This is a genomic window from Sinorhizobium sp. 7-81 (assembly GCF_030124405.1).
GTDB lineage: Bacteria > Pseudomonadota > Alphaproteobacteria > Rhizobiales > Rhizobiaceae > Sinorhizobium > Sinorhizobium psoraleae.
Map to the genome: position 1 here is coordinate 13,537 of NZ_JASKLT010000020.1, position 18,280 is coordinate 31,816.

The 18,280-nt window shown below is 56.6% G+C and carries 11 protein-coding genes and 8 pseudogenes; 10 read left to right on the plus strand and 9 right to left on the minus strand.

Features of this window, described 5'->3' with window-relative positions; genetic code table 11:
• Nucleotides 1-4 precede the first annotated feature (4 nt).
• From QN224_RS30270 to trbI, 4 genes and pseudogenes are all read left to right on the plus strand, one after another.
• Nucleotides 5-667 (plus strand): conjugal transfer protein TrbF, encoded by a 663-nt coding sequence (locus QN224_RS30270; RefSeq protein WP_283979691.1) that lies wholly within the window; start codon nucleotides 5-7, stop codon nucleotides 665-667.
• A gap of 54 nt (nucleotides 668-721) precedes the next feature.
• Nucleotides 722-1,531, plus strand: a pseudogene (gene trbG, locus QN224_RS30275) (P-type conjugative transfer protein TrbG); the annotation flags it as partial.
• A 1-nt stretch (nucleotide 1,532) separates the two neighbouring features.
• The gene (trbH, locus tag QN224_RS30280; protein WP_283979692.1) at nucleotides 1,533-1,997 is read left to right on the plus strand and encodes a conjugal transfer protein TrbH; all 465 of its coding nucleotides are present in this window, start codon (nucleotides 1,533-1,535) and stop codon (nucleotides 1,995-1,997) included.
• 12 nt (nucleotides 1,998-2,009) lie between these two features.
• Nucleotides 2,010-2,806 (plus strand): annotated as a pseudogene (trbI, locus tag QN224_RS30285) (IncP-type conjugal transfer protein TrbI); the annotation flags it as partial.
• A gap of 17 nt (nucleotides 2,807-2,823) precedes the next feature.
• On the opposite strand, the pseudogene QN224_RS30290 reads toward trbI, so the two are convergent.
• Nucleotides 2,824-3,820: pseudogene (locus QN224_RS30290) on the minus strand (IS630 family transposase).
• 118 nt (nucleotides 3,821-3,938) lie between these two features.
• Between QN224_RS30290 and QN224_RS30295 the strand changes: the two are divergent.
• From QN224_RS30295 to QN224_RS30315, 5 genes and pseudogenes are all read left to right on the plus strand, one after another.
• Nucleotides 3,939-4,489, plus strand: a pseudogene (locus QN224_RS30295) (TrbI/VirB10 family protein); the annotation flags it as partial.
• 503 nt (nucleotides 4,490-4,992) lie between these two features.
• Nucleotides 4,993-6,243 (plus strand): sugar ABC transporter substrate-binding protein, encoded by a 1,251-nt coding sequence (locus QN224_RS30300; protein WP_283979693.1) that lies wholly within the window; start codon nucleotides 4,993-4,995, stop codon nucleotides 6,241-6,243.
• A 142-nt stretch (nucleotides 6,244-6,385) separates the two neighbouring features.
• Nucleotides 6,386-7,330 (plus strand): aminotransferase class IV, encoded by a 945-nt coding sequence (locus tag QN224_RS30305; protein WP_283979694.1) that lies wholly within the window; start codon nucleotides 6,386-6,388, stop codon nucleotides 7,328-7,330.
• A 368-nt stretch (nucleotides 7,331-7,698) separates the two neighbouring features.
• Nucleotides 7,699-9,036 (plus strand): sugar ABC transporter substrate-binding protein, encoded by a 1,338-nt coding sequence (locus QN224_RS30310; protein ID WP_283979695.1) that lies wholly within the window; start codon nucleotides 7,699-7,701, stop codon nucleotides 9,034-9,036.
• Between the two features lie 234 nt (nucleotides 9,037-9,270).
• Nucleotides 9,271-10,305 carry a histone deacetylase family protein gene (locus tag QN224_RS30315; RefSeq protein WP_283979696.1) on the plus strand — a complete coding sequence of 345 codons (1,035 nt, stop codon included), beginning with the start codon at nucleotides 9,271-9,273 and terminating at the stop codon, nucleotides 10,303-10,305.
• Between the two features lie 778 nt (nucleotides 10,306-11,083).
• Here the strand turns inward: QN224_RS30315 and QN224_RS30320 are convergent.
• The 3 genes from QN224_RS30320 to QN224_RS30330 all read right to left on the minus strand — a co-directional run bounded on the left by QN224_RS30320 (nucleotide 11,084) and on the right by QN224_RS30330 (nucleotide 14,994).
• Nucleotides 11,084-12,559 (minus strand): amidase, encoded by a 1,476-nt coding sequence (locus QN224_RS30320; protein ID WP_283979697.1) that lies wholly within the window; start codon nucleotides 12,557-12,559, stop codon nucleotides 11,084-11,086.
• Between the two features lie 167 nt (nucleotides 12,560-12,726).
• Complete coding sequence (locus tag QN224_RS30325) at nucleotides 12,727-13,980, minus strand: sugar ABC transporter substrate-binding protein (RefSeq protein WP_283979698.1); 1,254 nt, start codon at nucleotides 13,978-13,980, stop codon at nucleotides 12,727-12,729.
• 192 nt (nucleotides 13,981-14,172) lie between these two features.
• Nucleotides 14,173-14,994, minus strand: a complete 822-nt coding sequence (locus QN224_RS30330) for an SDR family oxidoreductase (protein WP_283979699.1) — start codon at nucleotides 14,992-14,994, stop codon at nucleotides 14,173-14,175.
• 115 nt (nucleotides 14,995-15,109) lie between these two features.
• On the opposite strand from QN224_RS30330, the pseudogene QN224_RS30335 reads away from it, so the two are divergent.
• A pseudogene (locus tag QN224_RS30335) lies at nucleotides 15,110-15,385 on the plus strand (serine recombinase); the annotation flags it as partial.
• On the opposite strand, the pseudogene QN224_RS30340 reads toward QN224_RS30335, so the two are convergent.
• The 5 genes and pseudogenes from QN224_RS30340 to dndA form a co-directional block, all read right to left on the minus strand.
• Nucleotides 15,380-15,865 (minus strand): annotated as a pseudogene (locus QN224_RS30340) (IS66 family transposase zinc-finger binding domain-containing protein); the annotation flags it as partial. The pseudogenes QN224_RS30335 and QN224_RS30340 sit on opposite strands and share 6 nt — an antisense overlap.
• 54 nt (nucleotides 15,866-15,919) lie before the next feature.
• Nucleotides 15,920-16,279 carry an IS66 family insertion sequence element accessory protein TnpB gene (gene tnpB, locus QN224_RS30345; protein WP_283979716.1) on the minus strand — a complete coding sequence of 120 codons (360 nt, stop codon included), beginning with the start codon at nucleotides 16,277-16,279 and terminating at the stop codon, nucleotides 15,920-15,922.
• Nucleotides 16,256-16,711 (minus strand): annotated as a pseudogene (locus QN224_RS30350) (transposase); the annotation flags it as partial. The gene tnpB and the pseudogene QN224_RS30350, both read right to left, overlap by 24 nt.
• A gap of 85 nt (nucleotides 16,712-16,796) precedes the next feature.
• Nucleotides 16,797-16,932 (minus strand): annotated as a pseudogene (locus QN224_RS30355) (IS5/IS1182 family transposase); the annotation flags it as partial.
• Nucleotides 16,933-17,131: 199 nt separating this feature from the next.
• A complete protein-coding gene (gene dndA / locus QN224_RS30360; protein ID WP_283979700.1) occupies nucleotides 17,132-18,280 on the minus strand; it encodes a cysteine desulfurase DndA in 1,149 nt (382 codons plus the stop codon).

Genomic DNA, 18,280 nt, shown 5'->3' on the forward strand with positions numbered 1-18,280 from the left:
GGAGATGGCCGCCAATCGCTCCCCCGATAACCCCTATCTTGCCGCCCGCCAGGAATGGAACGAGCGCTACGGCTCCTATGTGAAGGCCGCCTCGGCATGGCGGCTCGTTGGCATCACCGGCATGGTCATGGCGGTGGTGGGCTTTTCCTATGCGCTTTACCAGAGCACGCAAGTGAAGCTCGTTCCCTATGTCGTCGAGGTGGATAAGCTCGGCACAGCCGTGACGGCCGGTTTCCCGCAACAGATCGAATATGCCGATCCACGCGTGGTGCGCGCCACGCTTGGCGGCTTCGTCTCGACCTTCCGTTCGGTGACCCCCGACGCCGTTGTCCAGAAGCAGTATATCGATCGCACCTACGCGTTGCTGAGGACCTCCGATCCTGCGACCGAGAAAATCAACGCATGGTTCCGCTCGAGTTCGCCGTTCGAGAAGGCGAAAACCGCGACGGTCGCCATCGAGGTGAACAACATTGTGGCGCTGTCGAACCAGTCCTATCAGATCGACTGGACCGAGTTCGAGCGCGACCGGAAGGGCAAGGAGACCGCCGTGCGCCGGTTCCGCGGCATCGCCACGGTGACGCTGACCCCGCCCCAGGACGAGGGCGTCATCCGCCTCAATCCAATCGGGCTCTATCTCCGCGACTTCGACTGGACCGCACAGCTTTAAAGACAGGGCACTTCCATGAACATGAGAACGACGACCAGATGGCCCCAGGCCGGGATGATCCTTGCTTTGGCCAGCGGAGTGCTTGCCGGCCACGGCCTGATCACGGATGCGCGGGCACAGGATGTGTCCTCGAACGAAGCGAAGGGCATCGATATTTCGGGCAAGTGGCGCGGTACCCGCGGCCTGGTGACCCGCGGCGACGACGGCAAGGTCATCTTTCTCTTCGGAGAGGTCCAGCCTTCCGTGGTCTGCTCGCCGCTGCAGGTCTGCGATATCGAACTGCAGCCCGGCGAGGTGGTCCGCGATGTGTTGGTCGGCGACACGGTGCGCTGGAAAGTGGAGCCCGCGACATCGGGGGCAGCCGGCGGCCAGGCGATCCACCTAATCGTCAAACCGTCGGAGGCGGGGCTCGTCACGTCGATGGTGGTCACGACCTCGCGGCGCACCTATCACATCCAGCTCAAATCGCATCCGACACAATACATGGCGCGCGTCGGCTTCGACTATCCGGAGGATGTGTCCTCAAAACTCGCCGACATCAATGCGCGGCTCGAGGCAAGCACCATTCCCGGCGCCAATGTTCCGGCAGAGAAACTGAGCTTCTCCTATTCAGTTTCCGGCCGCGCCGGTTGGCGGTCGACGCGCGTCTATAGCGATGGTGAAAAGACCTACATCCAGTTTCCGCGGCGGATCTCCGGCCAGGATGCGCCGGTGCTGTTCGTCGTCTCCGGTGGACAGAACCGGATCGTCAATTACCGCATGAAGAACGACATGATGATCGTCGACTACAATGTCGACAAGGCCGTTCTTGTCTCGGGCGTCGGCTGGAAGCAGGAGAAGGTGACGATCAGACGGGGGGCCAGAGATGAGAGCGCTTCCCCTTCGACCACCGATTGGGCGGTTTGTCACGGCCGGCCTGATGCTGCTTCTCCTCTCCAGATGCCAGGCGGCCGGAACGGACGCCCTGATCGCCAGCGACGCGCCGCCGGAAATCTCCGGCCCGGCAGCGCGCGCGATCGCCGGCGACACGGTGAGCCGCCTCGCCGAGCAGATCGGTCCTGGCAAGGCGACGATTGCGCTCAAGGCTGATGCGTCGCCCTTTGGCCAGGCGCTGGAGGCGGCGCTCAAGACATGGGGCTACGCCGTCGTCACGGACCAGAAGACCGATGGCGACCAGAAGGTGACCAATCTGGCCTATGTGGTTGTTCCCTTCGAGGGCCAGGTCCTTGCACGCTTGTCGACCGACACTGTCGAGCTCGGTCGCGCCTACACGGTCACGACCGGCGGGGCGACACCGGCAAGTGCGCTCTCCGTGCGCAAGAACGGGTGAGGGGAGGAGATCATGGTGCAATCGCTCAAGCTCGGCGGCGCCGCCAATGAAGACGCGCAATCCGGCATGCGCCGACTGAACAGGTTGCCGATCATCATTGTCATCGTTCTCGTGACCGCCTTTCTCGGCGTGATCTTTTACGGTCTGACCTCGCGCGGGCTGTTCTTTGGCAAGGATAGCGGGCTGGAGACGAGTACCGGAACACCCGCCTCGACCTTCGCCGATGAACTCAAGCGCGGCGTCACTGACGGGATCATCGGCGACAAGGAACAGCAGGTCACATTCCAGCCGACCCCCGTCGAGAAGAAGGAGGATAAGACTTCCAACCCATTAGCCACAAAGCCACAGCATGAAGAGGCGCAGGTAAACCAGCAGCTGGAGTCGGAGGCAACTTGGCGGGCGCGGCTCAAGCGCGAACAACAGGAGCAATATTTGCGTGAGCGGCAGCGCCAGCGGATGGCGCGGTTGCAGGCAAGTGACGCGGCCTATGACGCCCCGCTTGCCATCGATCGCAGCAAGCTCGAAGCACGGGCTGACAATACCAACGCCCAAACCGCAGCGGATACGAATGTCGCATCGTCGATGGCAAATACGACGCTGCCGGACCTCTATGCCGCTGCCCTGCAGAACGGCCTCACCGGGCAAACGTCGACCAGAACGGCCAGAAGTCCAAGGAAGATTTCTTCAACAGCGATCTCAAGGAGCTCGGTTATCTGCCGAACCGGGTGGTGCCGCAGCAATCGCTCTATGAGTTGAAGCGCGGCTCGGTCATTCCGGCGACGCTGATCACCGGCATCAATTCCGATCTTCTACCAACGTGCGCTGATCATGACCTGTGGGCCCATTCGCGCATTCCGATCGACATTATCTTCCACGGCTGACCGATGAGCTTGTTCCAAGCGCGGCAGCAGTGATCGACGATATCGTCGTAGTCCTTAAGACGCGGTTCGACAACCAGTTGTCCCTCATGAACTGCCAGAGGTTCTCGACCGGGTTCAATTCCGGCGACCGCGGCGGCAGAAACATCAAGGTGATGTTGTCCGGCACCTTCAGCTTCGGCGTGACGTGCCAGCCTGCCTGGTCGAGGATGAGCACCGCATGGGCTCCGGGATCGACGGCGTTACTGATTTCGGCAAGGTGTTCCTGCATCGCCTCGGTGTCGCGGTAAGGAAGGACGAGGCCAGCCCCCTTGCCCTTCTTCGGGCAGATCGCGCCGAAGATATAGGCCCACATGGTGCGTTGGTCGTGCGGTGCCGACGGTCGAGTTCCCCGACGTGCCCAGCGGCGCGTGATCTTGTTTTTTTGCCCTATTCTGGCTTCGTCGGCCCACCAGATTTCGAGATCCGTGCCGGGCGGGCATTTCGTCCTGATCTCTGCCGGCGCGGCTGGGTAAAAAGCTCGCCTTCCAGTTCGTTCTGCGCATAGTGGCGTGGACGGGCCGAAAGTTTGGCAAAGCCCAACGCCTTCAATTCCCGCCCGACCGTCGTTTCATCGATAGAGACCCGAAACTCCTGGAAGAGCCACTGCACGAGGTCCTTGCGTCGCCAGCGGACCACCCCGTGCACGGCAGGGATCGGACCGCTCTCGACGATCTTCGCCTGCGCCTGGCGTTGCGCGTCGTTTAGCTTCGCCCGGCCGCCCGGTGCTTTTCCGTTGATCAATCCGTCGGGGCCGCGTTCGTTGAAGCGCAAGACCCAATCGCGGACGATCTGCACCGTCACCCCGCCGATCGCGGATGCATACTGCCGGGAGCCGCCATCATAAATCGAAGCCAGCGCCAACAGCCGCCGGACCTGGGCGGCATCCTTTGCCTTCTTCGCCAGCCTCCTGAGTGCCGTTCCGTCCTAATCTGCCCGCAACGATATCGCCTTCGCCATGCCAAACCTCCGTTTGGCATAATGAGTCAGAATTCCACTGATTTGGGAATCCCATCACGAGTCGGCATCAATGCTCGTTGGTATTCCCGGTCGCATCACCGCGCAGATCAGCCAGAATGTCTATGACAGCGCGACCGGTCACCGGCTTCTGATCCCGCAAGGCGCAAAACTCTTCGGGCGCTACGACAGCAAGGTATCATTCGGCCAAAGTCGCGTTCTGGTCGTCTGGACAGATCTCATCTTTCCCAATGGTTCGACGCTGCAGATCGGCGGCTGGCGGGCACCGATTCGGAAGGTTACGGCGGCTTCCATGATAAGGTGAACAATCACTATTGGCGGACATTTGGCTCGGCGGCTCTCATCGCGCTGATCGGCACAGGGATCGACGCCTCGATACCGGAGAGCTCGACGCTTGCCACGCAGGAGACCGCGTCGGATGCGGCCAGGCGGAATTTCGCGGAAAGCTTCGGCCGGGTCGCCGAGCGGACGATCAGTCGCAACCTCAATGTCCAGCCAACGCTGGAGATCCGGCCAGGCTACAAGTTCAACGTGCTTGTCGATCAGGATATTGTGTTTTCAGGCGCCTACAGAAATCAGATTCTGCTCGGCAAATAATAGCAAAGCATAGCCGATCTCGGATCCGAGCGCGTAGGATCGGTGATCTCGTGCATCATCCGCTCGCATCCAGTGGATTGTCGGACCGCAGCGGCAAGCCGCTCGGCCAGCTGCAGGCGCCGTTCGGCAACCGCAGAAGTCGCCGCCCTCCGAGCAATGCGATCGCCGTCATAAGCGGATGTCACCTGCCTGCTTCCAACGCTAGAAAAGCCAAGGACAACAACATATCGTCGGTCATGGCAGCTAGCGAGATCGGTCGCAGGGTTGGCTCGAACGGCCGAATTCTGCATCAAATTAACCGCTTAAGCTACATCCGCCAACCTCTCCAACTACGCCGCTGGCATGAGACGGAGTGTGAAACTAGTGCCTCGCCCGTTGACATCGACCTAATAAATGGCCCCGTGCACCTGAGCCAAGTGGACCTTGTTTAAATGCTGTTGCTGGCACTCAATGGAACCGCTTTAGAACCGAGAAAAGCTCTTGGGAGAGCTAAGGGAGATAACATGCATATAAAATCAACAATGGGGATCGTTCTTGCAATGACATTGGTCGCAGCACCTATTGCTCGCGGCGCCGAAGTCACTTGGCCCAGCTATGTGTGGCAAGACCCGGAAGATTCACCTTTTTATAAAGCCTTCGAGAAAGGATTTGAGGAGGCAAATCCAGATATCGATATCAAAGAAATTCCCATGCCGTTCGGCAGCTTCTGGGACAAACAGTTTCTGGATCTCTCTTCCGGGAACTCAGCGGATATCGTGACGATGTTTGATACGGAAGTGAGATCATACATCGACAAAGATCTTCTCGAACCACTCAACCCACATCTCGAGAAGGCAGGAATTTCGCTCGACGACTTTTATCCTGGCGCTCGCGCCGCCGTCAAAGACGGCAAAATCTACGGGATTAACTTGATTATCAATCCCCGGACACTGTTCTACCATCGAGGAATGATCGAAAAGGCTGGCCTCAAGCCGCCGACCAACCTGTCCGAGTTCACAACTGCTGTCGAAAAGTTGCGCAACGAGAGCGAAGGTGAATTCGGGTTCGCAACTTGGGCAAAAGCTGGCGATCCGAACACCCTTTATCTCGAAACCGCGCCAATCGTGTTTGGCTTCGGGGGTTCGTTTTTTGAGAAGGGCGAGCCCACTGCAACCAAGCCGGAGACCATCGAGGCGTTGCGTTTCTATAAGAAGCTTTACGATCAAAGCCTGATACCCAAGGGCATGGATGTGAACGGCTATCGGCAGATCTTTGTCCAAGGAAAAATCGCAATGTATGCTGGAGGGCCCTACATGGGCGCCTTGGTAGAGAAAGCCAACGCGGAACGCGGAAAAGAACTTGCTGCCGAGCAATTGCCCTTCCCCGGAAAACGGACGTTTGCGTTGAGCGTATTTATGGGAATCGGCAAATCCGCTAAGAACAAGGATGCAGCAGCAAAGGTCCTCACCTCTATGGTGAGCCGCGAGTGGCAAAATAATCTGCTCGAAATCGCTGGACAACCTCCGGGGCGGCGCGATGTGGATTACAGTGGTTATCTCGCAGAGCATCCGTGGTTCAAGGCGTTCATTGAAGCTGCCAAAGATCCGAACACCGTTTCCTATGCTCCTGATGGCGCCGAGTCTTATGCTCCCGAGGTTATTAAGATCATCGGTGGCAATGTTGAGGCCATGCTCTTCAACAATGTCACGCCTGAAGATGCCGCCGCGAAAATGCAGAAAGAATTGGTAGCCTTGGCGATGTCTCACAAAAAGTAGCTTCACCCAGAAGCTTTGGCTGCGGTCTGCATCGTGAATGCCGTAGCGGCCGGCCCACAAAGAATTTTCTCGCGGTCAAAGGCGACCGCGAGCGGGGACGAATGTCCTTCTTAATCTCGCTCAAAACTTAGTAGGAGAATCCATGAGCAACAGCAAAACCAAGATCTACATGGATGGAAAGATCATTCCATGGGAAAGTGCCACGATCCACGTGGCATCCACCGGCGCGAAATATGGTGCCAATGTCTTCGAGGGTATTTGCTGTTACTATGGCGACCAGCAGTACCTGTTCAGACTACGCGAGCACCTGGACAGGCTGCGCGAATCTATTGACCTAATGAGGCTTCCCCAACAGTACTCTGATGCGGAGTTCGAACATGCGATTTGGGAAACTCTCAAAGCTAACGACATCTCAGGGGACGCCCATATTCGCCTTTCCATCATCGTAACCGGTGAAGGTCTCTACGACGTGAGCGGTCCTCTCGCACTCGTTTGCACCGCAACACCCCGCGAGCCCGGGACATTGTCGGACCGAACAGTAAGTTTGGGATTCAGTAGTTGGCGACGCATCGACGATGCCTCGATGCCTCCGCGCATCAAAGCGGGTCCTAATTATCACAACGGCCGTTTCGCACTCATGGACGCGAAGCGTCATGGTTATGATGAGGCGCTTCTTCTGAACTCCGCTGGCATGGTGTCGGAATCAACCAATTCCTGCTTCATGATGATTCGCCGCGGGGCCCTCGTCACGCCTCCAGTTTCGGCAGGTATCCTCGAAAGCATCACTCGTGATACATTCCTTAAAATTGCTGCTGACGAACTTGGCATCCCCGTCGAGGTAAGAGAGATTGACCGGACAGAAACGGCAATTGCCGAGGAAGCGTTCCTCTGCAATAGCTTCCAAGAGGTGCGTCCAGTTCGCAGCATTGACGGTATCAAGCTGAAGCGAACGGCTCCGGGTCCTGTCACCCTACGTCTTTGGGACTCTTACGAGAACGTGGGACGGGGGCGGATCTCAAAATACAGGGATTGGCTCACGACACGAGTGGATGTTCAGCCGCAGAAATCAGGTGCGGCCGCTGAATAATTTCCACCCAGTGATCCGAAGCTCGGATCCGCCGAACAGCCCATAGCCTCGACGAAGCTAAACTGACTCCGGTGGGCTGCCCACCGGATAACAGCCTTGAGCCGCCGTATTCGACGAAGTCTCAAATTCGGAGGATATAACGCACGGCTATGACCAATCTAAAACTGCGGCGAACATCACAAGTTCCGATCGTCGAACACAGTGCTGAAATATGTGAAGGATCGAAACACCGACTCGGCTCACGATAGTGTTGGTGAGGACGTGAATTCTCCGATCTCTACGTCATCTCGATGAGGCAGACCTTTCAATCTTCAATCGCAGTGAGGGGCGGGAACAATAGGCCGCCATCCGTTAATAGGAGGAAAAAGATGGGGAGCAATCGGACAAATACGCAAGCCAATGGCCCATCGCCAATTCTAATGGACGCTACAACTTTTCAGCTCTCGCGACGGCAGGTTTTGGGCGCCGCCCTGGCTGCTACCGTAGCAGGTTACACCACGGCCAATGCCGCAGAGCCTGTCACCGAGGTAGCGTTCCCTGGTTATGAGTGGTCAAACCCACAGGATATTTTGTTCTGGCGGCCATTCAAAGAGGAGTTCGAGAACAGTAATCCTGACGTCAAAATCCGCGATATCCCAGTGCCGTACGGAGATTTCTGGGATAAGCAGTTTGTTGAGCTGTCCGCCAGTAACGCACCTGACATCGTAACGATGTTCGACACCGAGATAAAATCATACGTCGAACACGGCTTCCTTGAGCCGCTCAATTCGTACATCGAGAAAGCCGGCGTCACACTCGACAGTTTCCAGCCCGGTGCTCGCGCTGCAGTCAAGGATGGCAATATTTATGGATTGCTGTTTCTCGTCAATCCGCGGGCGCTATTTTATCACGGCAGTTTACTTCGAAACGAAGATTTAGAGGCACCAAGAAATCTCGCGGAATTCCACGCAGCTCTGCGAAAGTTGCGAAAAAGGGATATGCAGCAGTGGGGTTTTGCTACCTATTCCAAACCAGGAGACCCAAACAACCTGTTTAGTGAAATCATGCCGATCATCACTGGGTTTGGTGGAGCTTTCTTCGAAAAGGGGACGCCAACAGCGACCAAGCCGGAAACGATCGAAGCGCTGAAATTCTACAAACAGATCTATGACGAAGATTTGATCCCGAGAGGCATGGATATTAACGTTTACCGCCAGCTTTTCGCAGAGGGTAAAATTGCGATGTATGCCGGTGGTCCTTTCATGAGTGGCCTGGTTCGAAAAGCAAGTGCGGCACGGATGGACGAGCTAGGTGCGACGGCTTTGCCATTTCCCGGCAACCGCACATTCGCGCTCTCAGTATTCCTAGGAATTGGCAAGACGGCGCAGCATAAAGATGCAGCAGCGCGCGTCCTTCTAGCCGCGACGAGCCGGCGATGGCAAGGCGAGGTACTTCGCATACAGGGTTCGCCACCAGGCCTGCGGGACATCGACTACTCAACCTTTATCGCTGCAAACCCATGGTTCACCGCCTTCAGAGACGCCGCTAACGATCCACACACGGTCTCGTTTGCACCGGACGGAGCGGAAGCTATTGGCCCAGAAGTCATCAAAATCGTTGGCACCCGCTTCGACCAAATGCTCTTCGGCGACTCCAAACCTGAGGAGGCGGCGAACGCGATGCAGGAAGATTTGGAGGCGCTTCTAGCAGCCCGCGGGAAGAATTAACATGATGGGAATGCTAATTTTGCGCCTTGATTATACCTTCAAGGGTTCGCTTCAGCGGTTAGCGTCGCTTAATGACTGTCTCTGGATACGAACTGAAGACGTTGCCGCAAACATTGCATTCTGTCTCTTTGCTGTTTGGCCGCGCCTCTCACCGACTACTAGGCATGTGGTTGGACGATGCGACGCTGTTACACGCAATCAACGCCCTTTTTTATTCTCAGTAAGGTTACCCCCATGCTTGTCATCCACCACCCTGATCAAGCTCTACATGATCCACAATGGGCTCTACGACGCGGCAAGCTCATGGAGGCACCTGATCGAGCGGAGCGGTACGGTATTCTCCTAGCAGCCGCGCGTGATGACGGGCATGAAGAGGAGATCGCACCAATTGGGCCTATTGATCCTGTTCTCGCGGTGCACGATCGTGAGTACGTCGAGTTCTTAAGGACACTTTATCAACGCTGGAGCACAATGCCCGACTGCGGAGACTACGCAGTACCTGACTCCCATCCAACGCACCGTATGCACCGAAAGCCAAAGGACTTACGTGGAGAACTCGGATGGTATTGCAACTCCACAGGTTGTCCAGTCACAGCTGAAACCTGGACCGCCGTTCATGCGAGTGCTCAGGTGGCCGCCCATGGTGCTCGCAGGGTGCTTGAGGGGGTGAATGCGGTATACGCACTTTGTCGCCCCCCCGGACACCACGTCTACCCGGATCTTATGTCTGGAAGCTGTTTTCTTAACAATGCCTCGATCGCAGCACAGTTGCTCGCAACGCGTTTTGAGAAGGTTGCGCTTGTAGATATTGACGTTCATCACGGCAATGGCTCTCAGCACATTTTTTACAGTCGATCCGATGTATTGTTTTGTTCCGTTCACGTTGACCCATCGGTTGCGCCGCCTTTCTATGTAGGCTACGCAGACGAAGAGGGGGAGGGGCTAGGTAGAGGGTGCAATATCAACCTGCCCTTGCCAAGAGGTACCCGCAATGCTTCATGGCTGCTGGCGCTCGACAGCGCGCTTTCGAAAGTCGAGCAATTTGGTGCGCAGGCCGTCGTTGTATCCCTTGGGCTTGATGCCGGCCAACACGATCCCAATGGTATCTTTAATATCACCGATGACGGTTTCTTTGAGGCTGGCAAACGCTTTGCAGGGCTACGGCGACCAACATTGCTGGTACAGGAGGGGGGGTATCTCAGCGCCTACTTAGGTGGCTACCTCAAAAGTTTTTTACGTGGCTTTGAGAACGATCCACCCGCGGGCTGAGACTGAATCTCCTAGTAGAGCATTATCCCGAACCGCCGGCCATCAAGCTGTTTCATTGCTCAATCCAAACTCGCTGAGGAAACCGACCGATTGTCGCCTGATGGCCAGCGGTCCGCGTCTACGGGCGCCTCATTCCGTTGTCGATCTCTCCGCCGCCTGCGGCATCTCCAGAGATTGGCTTACACCCCGGTGTGAGTACATCGACAATATGCACGTCTGCAAGATCGAATACGCCAGGCTGATCTCGGACCCATCCAGTAAATCGTAACCAACTCAGACAACATCGATTACGGCGAGATGTTCCATGCTATGATCGCACGGAAGGCGTGCCTTAACACCTCAACCGAACGCTCTCGCTAAAATCCGCACCTAGCATGGCAGTGTGTCCGGCATTTCCTCGTCGACGAGCAATGTTGATCCGGAAAAGTTCGAACGCATCATCGCAGACCAGCCGAACCAATACACTCCGCGCGCTCGCCGGATTCCAATTCATTTAGTTGACGAACCGCGGCGAAACCTGAAATGCAAGGATGCTTCACGATATTCCACAAGCGCAACCGTCCGCTCACGTAAATGTGGCGTCATACGTCATGCGCTACCAAGCGTTGACGGAGGACACTGCGTCGGGCCTCCCTCCGCTGTCTTCGCGGGAGCCGAACCAGCGAACGTGTGCGGGCACAATTTCGCTCCCCGCCCAGTCGCCGCTTCGGCTAAACAAATTCGCTTGCGGTTCGGAAGACCTCATCAAAGTCTATTTAAGATGGATGCCGTCCTGCGACTAAGCACCCTGCAGCCCAGCTGGAGGCTCTAAACTTGCTAATCGTGAGGGCCACCCGATTGCTTGCTCCATCTGAGTAGCAACTTGCAGCAACAACCGATCTTCGCCTCGCGCTGCAGCAACCTGAACGCCGACGGGTAGCTGTTCCTCGGTCCATCGGACAGGGAAGACCATCGCCGGTTGACCAGACGCATTGAAAGGCTCAAGAAACACCGATTCGCTAAGGTCAATGGCCGACTGCTGCTCAAAGGAACTCTCAGCTACTTCTTTGAGGCGATACTGCAACTGATGCACAACCGGCGTCACAAGGAGATCGAAACCTTGCTCCCACCACTGTAGCATTCTCGCTGATCGAGCAAGATGCCAATTCCAGGACTCGCGAAGATCTTGAGAAGAGAGCCCCAAATTCTTCTGGTATTCTGCCCAGGTGCGCGGTTCGACGTCCTTCTCTTCCACCGGACGGCCAAGAACCTTCGCAAGGTGTGCGATTGCCGCAGGAAAGCAGTCTCCAAATCTAACTCGGTCAACCCATCCCGGTTTGGTCTCGAGTATCGCTGATGGGTGCGTGAGTTCCACGTTATGGCCGGCCGCCTGCAGAAGCTTTCCGACATCTTCGACCGCGCGGACACATTCCGGATCGACTTTCAATCCGCCGGGAGCGTCCGTCAAGAGACCAATTCGTAGCACACGCGCAGGCGCACCTAGATCGGCAAAATATGGTGCACTGGGCCGTGGAAGCGAGAAAGGGTCGCCCGGAAGCGAACCATTCACTGCGTCAAGAACCACCGCGCTATCGCGTACCGTGCGCGAAATCACGAATGGCACGCTATATATGTCGTCAATCGAACCCACCAGCTTCGGCATCCGCCCGCGCGATGGCTTCAACCCGAAAACCCCGCACCATGCTGCGGGCTGCCTGATCGAGCCACCGCCGTCGCCCGCGTGCGCAACGGGAACAAAACCGGCCGCAACTGCAGCTGCTGATCCTCCCGACGAGCCCCCAACTGAGTGATCCAAGGACCAGGGATTGCGCGTCGGGCCAAACGCGAGCGATTGAGTGTCGCAAAGCTGCCCGAATTCCGGCATGCTGGTCACCCCAAGGGTGACCAAACCCGCTTCTTTGAAGCGTGCACCGAGCGCAGAATCGGCTTCGGCCGTGTAGTTAATCCGCTTGAGCGCAATGTTCCCTAGGGTATGTGGTACCCCAGCCTGTGCGGCGCCGGTAGTATCCTTCAACAGGAACGGCACACCGGCAAGTGGCGCTGTAGACCCTGGCCGGACAAAATCAGCCTCCTCTAGCGCCTGTTCAAACCTTCTGTGTACCACCGCATTGACTACGCCGTTTCCGGCCTCGATGCGGTGGATTGCGGCTTGAACCAGTTCACGGGCCGAAAGTTCACCTTTCCGAACTAGTTCGGCCTGCGCAACGCCGTCTAACCGGGCTAGCTCAATCGCGGTATTCTTTTCTGCGCTCATATATGAAAGTTTCCTTATCTGCACAAATCAACAAACAGGGTATGGCGCCCTAGTTGCCCGATCGATGGTGCGGCGACTGCATGAGGCTTACTTCGTTCCACACCGCGTACGGTGTAGGAAGTGGCCGCAATGCTTTGCGGCCACTATTTTTTACGTTCCTGAAGCAGCTAGTTCTTCTTTTTGGAAGCGACTAAAGCCAGAAGTTCCTTTTGCATCTTCGCCGCCGTGTCCTCTGGCGAGACGCCGGAAAAGAGCATAGCTTCCACATTTGCGCCGACAACCTTTTGCACTTCCGCCGCGAAAGACTCCGCCCCTTCGGGCGCGATTGACTTCGTCTTCGGATCATGCGCCGCGTCGATGTAAGCTTGGAACCAAGGATATTTGGATAGGGTTGCCGTGTAATCTATATCAAGACGTGCCGGCGGCTGACCAATGAGATCGAGGATCTTCTGCTGCTCCTGAAGAGTCGCGATGAAGGCCACCATTTTACCCGCAGCATCCTTGTTTTTGGAATCTTTTCCGATCCCCACGAAGACGCTCAGCGCTTTGGTTGCGTGTCCAGGAAAAGGTAAGGCCATGGCACGGAGTTGAGGTCCCAACTCAGGGCTTATCTTTCCGACAAGCTTTCCCGCAAAAGAAGCTATGGGCTCCATGGCGATCTTGCCCTGATAGAAAAGCTGAGCAGCGCCGTTGATGTCCATGCCTTTTGGCGTCAGGTTTTCATCATAGATTTTTTTGTAGAAACGCAGCGCCTCGATCGTTTCAGGTTTGTCGGCAGTCGGCTTACCTTTCTCAAAAAAGTCTACCCCAAACCCCCTTACATAGGTCTGTACGCTGTTATATTGCAGGTTCGCTGCACCAGGCTTCGCGAAAATATTGGTAGCAAATTGGTGCTTTTCAGGTTGATTGAGTTTCTTGAGCGCCTCGTAATATTCCGAAATATCCTTCGGCGGCTGCACGCCGGCCTGTTCCAGCAACTTTGAATGATAGAGTAGTACCACCGGATTGACGATTATGTTTACGCCATAGATCTTGCCGTCCCTAACCGCAAGACGAGCACTGGGGCCAAAATCGTCAAGCGAAATACCCGCCTTGTCGAGATAGGGATTGAGCGGCTCAAGAAATCCGTTCTCGATGTAGGTTCCCAGTTCGCCATCGAACATTGTCACAATGTCGGCTGGATTCCCCGAAGCAAGGTCGGTGAACTGCTTGTCAAAGAATCCGCTATAAGGTACCGGGACCCGCTTGATTTGGATATCCGGATTCGCTTTCTCAAAATCATCCGCGAAGGCTCCATAAAAGGGAACGTCTTCGGGATCTTGCCACATATACCCGGGCCAGGTTATCTCTTCAGCGTGGACGACTGTTGCCGCCCCCAAAGTCATTGCTAACACCATCCCCATTGTTGATATTATACGCATGCTTTCTCTCTCCCCAGACGAAGCGTTGCTCGCGGTTTCACAGAGCGACGCCAATGTCGGCATTGGCTTGTCGTTATTGAAGGGCCGCATTTCGACGTTGGATAGAGCCACTTCCCGGCCCCCCCTAAATGCGGAACAAATTCAGAAAGGCCCGCGCGTGCTTTCGGTGAGCCGAAACACGCTCTCAACTACTCACCAGACAGTGTAGCCACCGTCGGCCATGACGATCGCACCTGTCATCAGGCTCGATGCATCCGAGGCCAGAAAAAGCACGACTGAGCCAATTTCGTGTGGCTCGCCTTGCCTATTCATGGGCGTGGAACTCATCCACGTGGAAAAAATCGAGTCGTCATCCTTGCCCCATCTCCCCGGCTTGTCGATGTAGGTCGGAGCTACAGCATTGACACGCACGCCACGATCAGCCCATTCGGCCGCTAGACACTTGGTCAGATGGTGCACACCGGCCTTTGCGACGTTGTAATCCGACTGGAATTGCGGGCGGTTGACAATCTCACCAGAGATGGAACCGATGTTGATAATCGCTCCTTTTTTCTTTGTGAGCATTTGCCTACCAAAGGCGCGGCAGCATCTGAAGACGCCATTTAGATTGAGATCTAGCGTTTGCATCCAAGCCTCATCGGCTAGATCTTCCGCCGGAAATCTTCCAAGTCCTGCGCCAGAATTGCAGACGAGAATGTCTGCGCCACCAAACTGATCAGCGACAATTTCCGCGGCCTTTTCGACCTCGTCGGCTTTGGTTACGTCGAATTTCAAGACACTGGCGTCGTATCCGAGATGCGCGAGTTCATCCCTTCCACGTTCAGCCGTGTCGCTGTCTGACCGTCCAGTGATGACAACTTTGGCACCGGCCTCGGCTAGAGCTTGTGCACATGCAAGTCCTATGTTGCGCCCGCCGCCGGTGACAACGGCAGTACGACCTGTTAAGTCAAATTGTCTTCCGTAGAATCCGGCAAGCGGTCGATGCGTGAGAGGATCGTTTGGGTTTGAAATCATCGTGCGTTTCCTAATGCTCAGATCTTCTCAGCTTATTAGCTGCGATGACAACCTGACAGGACCGCTTGGCGTCAGTGTGGGGAGCCAATTCTGCTTGGTGTTCAATTTCGCGGAAGCGAAAGTTTCAGTGCGCAAGCCTCAGAGGGGTGAACACGGTTGCGCCACAACGGAAGATGCTTTGGCAGTGATGCGGAGCATGGTAGGACGCTGGCCCGATGAACATATCGCCGCGTCGCTCAATCGAATGGGTATGCCCACGGGTCAAGGAAAAACCTGGACCGCACACCGGGTCGCTTCCGTAAGGCGGGTCCGTGCCATTCACGCGTACAAATCAGCCGATAAAGAGGGCGAATGGCTTACCATGACAGAGGCGGCGGCGACCTTGGGCATATTTGAACCGCACATTCTGCAGAACCTTCGCCTTCACCTCGATATGAAGCTGCTCGGTAACGGTCTCTCCCATGCGATGCATCTGACCATGACAGCAGGGACAAGCCTTCTGATCGTCGGGAAGGTCGTACTCGACGCGCTCGCGCGGGAGGTTTTCCGGCAGCGGTCTGCGGCCGCACTTCTTTCCCGTCGTGCCTTCGATCGCCGGTAACCCTGTGTTCGGCAGGTCGACGACATCGCCATCTTCGCCGCCGGCGACATCCTCATCGGCAAGCTGTTCGGCTTCATTGAAGATGCGATCAACGTGTTTTTCGCTCCTCGGCGCAAACCGATGCAGCCGCGCCAGCGCCAGCTCTTCCTCGAGTTTGACGACGCGCTGCGAGAGCGCTTCCTTCTCGGCTTTCAGCGCGGCGATTTCGGCAGCATGTGCCGCCAACTGCGCCTTCAACTCTGCAACATCAGGTTCGCCGGTTCGATTCATCGGATTCTTGAATCTGAACCGTACCGCCGCGTCAACCGCGCAATTCAAGAGCCCTCAGCCAGCGACCTGGTATTGCCGCACCGGATGGCGCACCATCGCATCGATATCGATGCCGTCGAGAATCCAGTGCAATTGCTCCGTTGTCAGCCGCATCACCGTTTCCTGACGCCGGGGCCAGCGGAACTTGTCCTCGGCCAGCCGCTTCAGCACCAGCACAAAACCCGACCGATCGAAGAACAACAGTTTCATCCGGTCGCGACGGCGATTGCAGAACGCAAAAACCGCCGGAGCAAATGGATCGAGTGCCATCGTCTCCTGAACCAGGACCGCAAGACTGTTGATGCCGGCCCGAAAGTCGATCGGCTCGCGATGCAGGTAGACCTGAAGGTAGCGCCCAGCTTGAACATCACCCAACGCTCCGATTATCGCCGCCAACGCATGCGCATCACCGCATTCCAGCGTCAGCCTCACGCCGTTCGGTAGTGATGCGCTCACCTTCGCTGGAGAGAACGAAGGGCCCATCCTCTCCGATTTCGCCAGACGCTCTTCCCCACGCGTGGCAGGCATATCCAACGACCTGCTCTGCATCGGCAGGCGGCGATCCGCGGCGACAACCGGAATAAACGCAGATGTTGAAGATGGCGGCAGAGTGCCGGCCTCCTTGGCGTTCTTCATCCATTTCCGAAGGAGGTTAGCGTTGATCCCATGCTCGAGCGCAAGTCTCGATACCGACACGCCGGGCTCAAGGCAGGCCGCAACGAGGCGCTCCTTCGATGCCGCATCGTAACGTCGGCGTCCGTTGCGCAAAACGCGCCTCACCGCCAGTTTCTGTTCATCGTCCTCAATCACTTGGTGTCCACCTCCGTTAAGTGGACACCTCATGCATCAACAGCACTCAATGGCAAAAGGTGCGGAGAAAATCGCGCTTACGGAGGAGCGAGAAGTTGTAGCCTGGCGGCAGCCAGGACGGCGTTGATGGCGTCGCCGTGTTCGCCGGCGAGATAGTTTCGACCGATGCGGTGTTCGGCCTTGAGGTGGCCGATGACCGGCTCGATCGCCGAGCGCCGCTCACCGCCGCTAAACCAAGTGAATCACGCCTCGCCGAGGCAGAAAACCGCAAAATCATATTGCAAGAAAAGCGCCCTCACCGAGCGTCTTTCTTGCAACACTGCGCCGCAGGAAGGCAGAAATTACCGCGCACTATCAGTGACGTACGGATAGTTCACGGACGACGATTTTCCTTCTGACACCTCGTGTCCTTACGGCTCAGGTCGCCTGGAGACGACCGATCTCTTCGATCAGTGCCTCAAGCGCGACATTCATGTCCTCCTTACTGGTAAACCGCCCGGGGGCGATGCGAAAGGCATTCCTTGCACGGTCGGTATCGCCGAACATGGCAAGGAGGACATGCGATGTCTCGACTTTGTTGGTCGAGCAGGCACTCGACGATGAAAAGCTTAACTGCTCGCGTAAGCGACGCATCAAAGCCATGGGATCAACGCCTTCCACGGAAAATGACAGGTTGTTCGCCAGGCGGTCGATTGGGTGACCGTTCAGCATAATTCCCTTGACGCGGGAAAGCAGTTCATCGCGAACACCTTCGCACATAGCGCGCAACAGTCTCGCGTCGCCTGCAGATCTTCTCTTGGCAATCTTCATTGCTTCGCCCAGCCCGACGATCGTCGCCGTCGGCAAGGTACCGGGACGCAGTCCCTTTTCCTGGCCGCCGCCATAAATCAGTGGCTTCAGCTTCACGCGCGGGCTGCGTGAGCGGATGTAAAGAGCCCCGATGCCCTTCGGGCCATAAGCCTTGTGACCGGAGAGGCTCGCAAGGTGGATATTGTCCCTTTGCACGTCGATTTCGCCGTAAGCGCTGTACTGAGCAAGGTCCGTGTGGAACAGGACACCGCGGCTCTGGCAAAGTGCCCCGATCTCACTGATCGGTTGCAGGGTACCGACCTCGTTATTGGCAGCCATGACGGAGACCAAGACCGTGTCCTCGCAAAGCGCATCGGCAATATCCTCAACAGACACCTTTCCGTGCTCGTCGACCGGAAGATAGGTGACACGCCAGCCCTCGCGTTCAAGCGCACGAAGAGGTTCGAGAATGGCAGGATGTTCGATCTGGGTCGTCACGAAATGTCGCTTGTCAGGAAAAGCGCGTGCAACGCCAATGATGGCAAGATTGTCCGCCTCCGTGCAGCTTCCGGTAAAAATGATCTCGCTTGCACGGGCACCGATCGATGCGGCGACGTTTTCACGCGCCTGTTCAACGGCGAGCGAGGCGGCATGGCCGTGACTGTGCTCCACGCTCGAAGCATTGCCATAAATCTCCCGGAGATAGGGATCCATTACATCAAGGACCGCCGGATCGATCGGCGTTGTGGCATTGTGGTCGAGATAGATCTGGCCCAT

What these genes read in the sequence shown, in the direction of transcription:
- QN224_RS30270 (WP_283979691.1), top strand. Translation starts at nt 5, where the DNA reads ATGGCCGCCAATCGCTCCCCCGATAACCCCTATCTTGCCGCCCGCCAG.
- trbH (WP_283979692.1), top strand. Translation starts at nt 1,533, where the DNA reads ATGAGAGCGCTTCCCCTTCGACCACCGATTGGGCGGTTTGTCACGGCC.
- QN224_RS30300 (WP_283979693.1), top strand. Translation starts at nt 4,993, where the DNA reads ATGCATATAAAATCAACAATGGGGATCGTTCTTGCAATGACATTGGTC.
- QN224_RS30305 (WP_283979694.1), top strand. Translation starts at nt 6,386, where the DNA reads ATGAGCAACAGCAAAACCAAGATCTACATGGATGGAAAGATCATTCCA.
- QN224_RS30310 (WP_283979695.1), top strand. Translation starts at nt 7,699, where the DNA reads ATGGGGAGCAATCGGACAAATACGCAAGCCAATGGCCCATCGCCAATT.
- QN224_RS30315 (WP_283979696.1), top strand. Translation starts at nt 9,271, where the DNA reads ATGCTTGTCATCCACCACCCTGATCAAGCTCTACATGATCCACAATGG.
- QN224_RS30320 (WP_283979697.1), bottom strand. Translation starts at nt 12,559, where the DNA reads ATGAGCGCAGAAAAGAATACCGCGATTGAGCTAGCCCGGTTAGACGGC.
- QN224_RS30325 (WP_283979698.1), bottom strand. Translation starts at nt 13,980, where the DNA reads ATGCGTATAATATCAACAATGGGGATGGTGTTAGCAATGACTTTGGGG.
- QN224_RS30330 (WP_283979699.1), bottom strand. Translation starts at nt 14,994, where the DNA reads ATGATTTCAAACCCAAACGATCCTCTCACGCATCGACCGCTTGCCGGA.
- dndA (WP_283979700.1), bottom strand. Translation starts at nt 18,280, where the DNA reads ATGGGCCAGATCTATCTCGACCACAATGCCACAACGCCGATCGATCCG.